Annotated in this window: 6 protein-coding genes; 2 read left to right on the forward strand and 4 right to left on the reverse strand. The window is 69.4% G+C overall.

Features of this window, described 5'->3' with window-relative positions; translation table 11 throughout:
- Nucleotides 1–98 precede the first annotated feature (98 nt).
- Nucleotides 99–851 carry an SDR family NAD(P)-dependent oxidoreductase gene (locus RWO82_RS14575; protein ID WP_314428253.1) on the reverse strand — a complete coding sequence of 251 codons (753 nt, stop codon included), beginning with the start codon at nt 849–851 and terminating at the stop codon, nt 99–101.
- A 212-nt stretch (nt 852–1,063) separates the two neighbouring features.
- On the opposite strand from RWO82_RS14575, the gene RWO82_RS14580 reads away from it, so the two are divergent.
- Both RWO82_RS14580 and RWO82_RS14585 read left to right on the forward strand, forming a co-directional pair.
- Nucleotides 1,064–1,276: a heavy-metal-associated domain-containing protein gene (locus RWO82_RS14580; RefSeq protein WP_314428254.1), complete on the forward strand. Its 213-nt coding sequence runs from the start codon at nt 1,064–1,066 to the stop codon at nt 1,274–1,276.
- Nucleotides 1,277–1,431: 155 nt separating this feature from the next.
- The gene (locus tag RWO82_RS14585; protein WP_314428250.1) at nt 1,432–3,699 is read left to right on the forward strand and encodes a heavy metal translocating P-type ATPase; all 2,268 of its coding nucleotides are present in this window, start codon (nt 1,432–1,434) and stop codon (nt 3,697–3,699) included.
- A gap of 72 nt (nt 3,700–3,771) precedes the next feature.
- Here RWO82_RS14585 and RWO82_RS14590 read toward each other — a convergent pair whose 3' ends face one another.
- The 3 genes from RWO82_RS14590 to RWO82_RS14600 all read right to left on the reverse strand — a co-directional run.
- Nucleotides 3,772–4,362 (reverse strand): DUF305 domain-containing protein, encoded by a 591-nt coding sequence (locus RWO82_RS14590; protein WP_314428251.1) that lies wholly within the window; start codon nt 4,360–4,362, stop codon nt 3,772–3,774.
- An 82-nt stretch (nt 4,363–4,444) separates the two neighbouring features.
- Entirely contained in the window at nt 4,445–4,915 is a 471-nt protein-coding gene (locus RWO82_RS14595; RefSeq protein WP_399540904.1) for a hypothetical protein, read from the reverse strand.
- A gap of 12 nt (nt 4,916–4,927) precedes the next feature.
- Nucleotides 4,928–6,862: heavy metal translocating P-type ATPase (locus RWO82_RS14600; protein ID WP_314428252.1), on the reverse strand; the 1,935-nt coding region annotated here is incomplete at its 5' end.

The raw sequence follows: 6,862 nt of genomic DNA on the forward strand, positions 1-6,862 counted from the left end.
AAGCGCGGATGCAGGGCGAGATGGTCGATCTCGCCCTGCATCCGTGTTTTCGTCCTGCAAACGGCGCGGCGCGGACAGCGGCGCGTGGGGTCCGCGCCTCAGGGGGCGGTGTAGCCGCCGTCGACGAGGTGGTAGCTGCCGGTGATGAAGCTGGCGGCGTCGCTGGCGAGGAACGCGATGAGGTTCGCGACCTCGTCGGGCTGGCCGAGGCGACCGATCGGGTGCTTGCTGACGAGGAACGCCTTGGCCTCGTCGCCCATGGTCGCCAGCAGCGGGGTGTCGATGAAGCCGGGGCCGACCGAGTTCACGCGCACACCCTGGGCGGAGTACTCGAGGGCGGCCGACTTGGTCATGCCGACGACCGCGTGCTTGGCGGCGACGTAGGCGGGGGAGTTCGCGAAGCCGACGCTGCCGAGGATCGACGCGATGTTGACGACCGAGCCGCCGCCGTTCGCGAGGATCGAGGGGATCTGCGCCTTCATGTTGCGGAAGACGGCGTTGAGGTTGATCGAGATGACCTTGTCCCATGCGGCGTCGTCGTACTCGGCGGTGGGGGCGGATGCTCCTCCGATGCCGGCGTTGTTGACGCCGATGCGCAGCGGCGCGAGCGTGTTGGCGAGCTCGACCGAGCGGGCGATCCACTCGGTGTCGGTGGCATCGCCGACGGATGCCTCCGCCGTGCCGCCGGCGGCGCGGATCTCGTCGACGACCGCGTTCGCGTTGTCCGCGTTCAGGTCGTTGACGACCACGGCTGCGCCGTTCTGGGCGAGCAGCAGCGCGGTCGATCGGCCGATTCCGCTGCCTGCTCCCGTCACGATCGCCGAGCGGTTCGAGACGTCGTACTGAGCCACGGGTGACTCCACTTCCGGACGGTCTCGGTGCCGGGAGATCTTCTCGGACGGTCCGTCCTCGGCCTCCAGCCTACGCCCGCACGAGCGAGATGGATGCGTGTGAATGAATATCTCGGCCTGATTTCGTGCTGCCCATCGCGGAATACCCGAAGAGGGTATACGCTTGTTCTTAATACCCCCCTGGGGTACTAGGATGAGAAAAGGGAGTCATGATGACGAAGAACGAGTTCCAGGTGACGGGCATGACGTGCGGACACTGCGAGATGTCGGTGCGCGAAGAGGTCTCCGAGGTCCCGGGCGTCGAAGACATCCAGGTGAGCGCCCAGACCGGCATGCTCGTGGTTTCGGGCTCCGCCCCGATCGATGACGCGCAGATCCTGGCCGCCGTCGCCGAGGCCGGTTATTCGGCGGTGCGCACGGCATGAAAGCCGGCGCGTCCCGGCCCCTTCGGGACGATGCCGCTCAGGAACAGGGCGTGACCGACACCGAGGGCGATCCGCACGACGACGGACACTGACCGTCAGCCGACGCCGCCACTGATCACTGCGGCCCACAGCTGCAAGCCAGAGAAGGAACGAACATGAGCACGTCAGCACCTGCGCACGCGGGCAGCGGAGTCGAGCTGGAGATCGGCGGCATGACCTGCGCCTCCTGCGCGATGCGGATCGAGAAGAAGCTGAACAAGCTCGACGGCGTCGTGGCCACGGTCAACTACGCGACCGAGAAGGCCAAGGTCACCGTGCCCGAGGGGTATGACCCGGCGGCACTGATCTCCGAGGTCGAGAAGGCCGGGTACTCGGCGTCCCTCCCCGCTCCGAAGAAGGCGAAGGCCGACGCCGGGTCGGCGGGCGACGCCGACGCGGACCCTGAGCTGCGGTCCCTGCGCCACCGGCTGATCGGCGCTGTCGTGCTCACGGTGCCGGTGATCGCGATGGCCATGATCCCGGCGCTGCAGTTCACGTACTGGCAGTGGGCCTCGCTCGCACTTGCGGCCCCGGTGATCCTGTGGGGTGCGTGGCCGTTCCACCGGGCGGCGTGGATGAACCTCAGGCACGGCACCGCGACGATGGACACGCTCATATCTCTGGGCACGTCGGCCGCTTTCCTCTGGTCGCTCTACGCGCTGTTCTTCGGAACGGCAGGCACTCCCGGCATGATCCACCCGTTCGAGTTCTCGCTCGCCCCGTCAGACGGGGCCGCGAACATCTACCTCGAGGTCGGCGCCGGCGTGACGATGTTCATCCTCGCCGGGCGGTACTTCGAGAAGCGGTCGAAGAAGCAGGCCGGTGCGGCACTGCGCGCGCTGCTCGAACTCGGCGCGAAAGACGTCGCCGTGCTGCGCGGTGGCGTGGAGACGAAGATCCCTGTCGAGGACCTGCGCGTGGGAGACGAGTTCGTCGTGCGCCCGGGCGAGAAGATCGCGACCGACGGTGTCGTGGTGTCGGGCACGTCTGCCGTCGATGCGTCGATGCTCACGGGAGAAGCGGTGCCGGTCGAGGTCGCCGAGGGCGACACGGTCACCGGTGCCACGACGAACGTCGGCGGGCGACTCGTGGTGCGCGCCACCCGGATCGGCTCCGACACGCAGCTGGCGCAGATGGCCCGGCTCGTCGAGGACGCGCAGACCGGGAAGGCCGAGGTGCAGCGCCTGGCCGACCGCATCTCGGGCGTCTTCGTGCCGATCGTGATCGTGATCGCCGTCGTCGCGCTGGGCGGCTGGCTCGGCGCGGGGTTCCCCGTGACAGCGGCATTCACCGCGGCGGTGGCCGTGCTCGTGATCGCGTGCCCGTGCGCGCTGGGACTGGCGACCCCCACCGCGCTGCTGGTCGGCACCGGGCGCGGTGCGCAGATGGGAGTGCTGATCAAGGGTCCGGAGGTGCTGGAGTCCACCCGCACGGTCGACACCGTCGTGCTCGACAAGACGGGCACGGTCACCACCGGCAGGATGACGCTCGTCGACGTGGTCGTCGAGCCCGGCACCGATCGCGCCGAGCTGCTGCGGCTGGCCGGCGCGCTGGAGGATGCCTCCGAACACCCGATCGCCCAGGCGATCGCCAAGGCCGCGACGCAGGAGGTCGGGGCGCTTCCGACCCCTGACGACTTCGCGAACATCGAAGGCAGGGGAGTGCAGGGGATCGTCGAGGGTCACGCCGTGCTCGTCGGCCGGGACTCGCTCCTCGCCGAGTGGTCGCAGACCCTGAGCGCCGAGCTGGCTGCGCTCAAAGCGGATGCCGAGGCCGAGGGCAAGACGGTCGTGGCGGTGGGCTGGGACGGGCAGGCGCGCGGCATCCTGGTCGTGGCCGACACGGTGAAGCCCACCAGCGCCGAAGCGATCGCTCAGTTCACGGCGATCGGGCTGACCCCCATCCTCCTCACGGGCGACAACGAGGCGGTCGCCCGGCGGATCGCTGCCGAGGTGGGCATCGAGGAGGTCTTCGCCGAGGTGCTCCCGAAGGACAAGGTCGAGGTCGTCAAGCGACTGCAACGCGAGGGCAAGACCGTCGCGATGATCGGCGACGGCGTCAACGACGCCCCCGCACTCGCGCAGGCCGACCTCGGCATCGCGATGGGCACCGGGGCGGACGTCGCGATCGAGGCCTCCGACATCACCCTCGTGCGCGGAGACCTGCGCAGCGCGGTCGACGCGATCCGGCTGTCGCGACGCACGCTCGGAACCATCAAGACCAACCTGTTCTGGGCCTTCGCCTACAACGTGGCGGCCATCCCCATCGCCGCGCTCGGGATGCTCAACCCCATGCTCGCCGGAGCGGCGATGGCGCTGTCGAGTGTCTTCGTGGTCGGCAACAGCCTGCGTCTGCGGGGGTTCCGGAGCGTCACCGCCGACTGACGGCGGGGGCGATGACACCGGTGGTCGCCTCGGCGGGTGGGATGCGGGAGTTCCGCACCCCACCCGGAGGGGTTACAGGGTCGCGAGGATCTCCTTCATGGTGGCGATCTCTTCGGTCTGCGCCGTGATGATCGTCTCCGCGAGTGCGATCGCGTCGCTGTTCTGACCGTTGTCGACCTCGTCCTGTGCCATGTCGACGGCGCCCTCATGGTGCTCGATCATCTGCTCGAGGAACAGAGGTCCCGCATCGGGGCCGGCGGCATCTTCGAGAGCCCGCATGTCCTCTTCAGACATCATGCCGTCGCCATGATCCATGCCGTCCATGCCGCCCATATCGGCATCCCAGTCTTCGAGCCATTGGTCCATCTTCTGGATCTCCGGCTCCTGAGCTGCCTTGATGTCTTCCGCGAGGGCGACGACGCGTTCATCGACGCCCTCCTTGCCGAGCAGGACATCCGACATCTCGATGGCCTGCTCGTGGTGCTCGATCATCATCCGGGCGAACATGACGTCGTCGCTGTTCACGTCGGCGGATGCGGAGGAACCCGCGCCGTGGTCCATGCCGTCCATGCCGTTGTCGGATCCGGTGGTGACGACGCATCCGGTGAGGGCGAGCAGGGCGGTGAGGGTGAGTGCGGCGATCGCCGCGGGTCGAATCTTCATGAGTGTTCTCCAAGGGTCGGTGATGAGGCACGGCGGGTGCCGATGCCAGGGGTGCGTGCCCGCAGAGCGGGCTGTCGCGCCATCACGTGCGACTGATGCAGAGAACCGTGAGAGAAGGCGGCGGGGGGAGCGCGTGGGCGCGGGCGGGCCAGGGTGCCGTCGCGGCGGTGAGCGCCGCGATCGGCATGGCGTGTCGCCGCGCGAGCCCGATCCTCCTGAGCAGGATCGTGGCGACCAGGAGCGCGAGCACACACGCCATCCACGTCATCGGGTCCGCGCCCCCGCAGGTCCCGCATCCCTCAACCACCGGTGTCGAGGGGGGCAGGGCGGCGGCGTCGGAGGTGTCGTGGTGATGGTCCCCCTCCGCTCCGGCGTGAGTGCTGACAGCGACCGTGCCGTGGTGGCCGGCAGGTGTCGCGTGCGAAGTGAACGTGTGCATCGCCAACAGGCCGGCGATGATCCCCAGGGCGACCGCGAGGGTCGCCAGGACGGTTCGGGTGAGCGTGCGCGGTCCTCGCACCCGCTGTGCGACGTCGATCAGGGCCATGCTCACCTCCCGTTCCTCTCAGCGTACGTCCGCAGCCCGGACACTTCCTCGCTGCTGTGCGACCACTGCGTCCGGTCGCAGATCCAGCCGGCGCAGCAGCTGCGCGTTGAGGGCGACCACGATCGTCGAGAGGGACATCAGTACGGCGCCCACCGACATCGGCAGCACGAACCCGATCGGGGCGAGCACGCCGGCCGCGAGCGGGACGGAGAGCAGGTTGTAGCCCGCGGCCCACCACAGGTTCTGCGTCATCTTGCGGTAGCTGGCCCGCGACAGCTCGATGACCGAGAGCACCGAGCGGGGGTCGTCGCTGGCGAGGATGACGCCCGCCGATGCGATCGCGACGTCCGTCCCCGCCCCGATCGCGATGCCGACGTCTGCCTGCGCGAGTGCGGGAGCGTCGTTCACCCCGTCGCCCACCATCGCGACCCTGCGGCCCTCGCCCTGCAGCTCGCGGACCTTCGAAGCCTTGTCCTCCGGGCGCACGCTCGCGAAGAAGCGGTCGATGCCGAGTTCGCCCGCGACCGAGGCGGCCACCGCATCCGCATCGCCGGTGATCATGACCACCTGCACACCGCGCTCGTGCAGGGCATCGACCGCGTCGCGAGACTCCGGGCGGATCTCATCCGCCAGACGCAGCGCACCCGCGACCTCTCCGTCGACCAGGACGTGGAGGATGATCGCCCCCTCCGCGCGCCATTCCTCGGCCACCGGCAGCTCGACCGCGTGCTCCCGGTCGAGCATGTGTGGTCCTCCGACCTGCACCACCCGCCCGTCGACGCGTGCACGGACCCCGATCGCCGGGGAGGATTCGAACTCCGTAGAGGGAAGCAGCGAGGCGGATCGCTTCGCGGCCGCGACGATCGCGCGTGCCAGCGGATGCTCCGAGTCGGCCTCGGCTGCCGCCGCCCACGCCAGCAGCTGCTCGGTCTCGATGCCGGCGACGGTCTCGACCGCGGTCACGGCGGGCGCGCCCTCGGTGAGGGTGCCGGTCTTGTCGAACAGCACGGTGTCGACGGTGCGCATGCTCTCCAGTGCGAGCCGATCCTTGATCAGGACGCCTCCGCGGGCGGCGCGCTCGGTGGCGATCGAGACCACGAGCGGGATGGCCAGGCCCAGCGCGTGCGGGCAGGCGATCACCAGGACGGTGATCGTGCGGATGACGGCGGCATCCGGTAGACCGACCGCGGTCCACACGACCGCGGTGATCGCGGCCGCACCCAACGCGAACCAGAACAGCCACCCGGCGGCCCTGTCCGCGAGACGCTGAGCCCGCGACGAGGAATTCTGCGCCTCGGTGACCAGCCTCTGGATCCCGGCGAGCGCGGTGTCCTCGCCGATGGCCGTGATCTCCACCCGCACGCCCGAATCGGTGGCGACGGTGCCGGCGATGACCTGTTCGCGCTCGCCGCGGCGCACGGGACGGGACTCGCCCGTGATCATCGACTCGTCCATGCTGGCGGAGCCCTGGATGATCCGACCGTCGGCGGGCACGCGGCCCCCGGGGCGCACCACCACGACGTCGCCCACCTGCAGTTCGGACGGGGTGACCGTGACGGTGTCGTCGCCCACGACTTTCTCGGCCTCGTCGGGCAGCAGTGCAGCGAGGGAGTCGAGCGCGGAGGTCGTCTGAGCGAGGGAGCGCATCTCGATCCAGTGCCCGAGGAGCATGATGACGATCAGCAGCGCCAGCTCCCACCAGAAGTCGAGCTCGTGGTGCAGCAGGCCGAGGCTCGCACCCCATGACGCGAGGAACGCGACGGTGATCGCGAGCGCGATGAGGAGCATCATCCCCGGTGTGCGCGCACGGAGCTCGCTCACCGCGCCGGTGAGGAACGGGGCTCCACCCCACACGTACATGACCGTGCCGAGCACCGGCGACACCCAGCCGACCCACGCGGCGTCGGGAAGCGGATAGCCGAGGATCATGGCGAACATCGACGAGAACCCGAC

It is taken from the genome of uncultured Microbacterium sp. (genome assembly GCF_963521645.1).
In the GTDB taxonomy this organism is placed as follows: domain Bacteria; phylum Actinomycetota; class Actinomycetes; order Actinomycetales; family Microbacteriaceae; genus Microbacterium.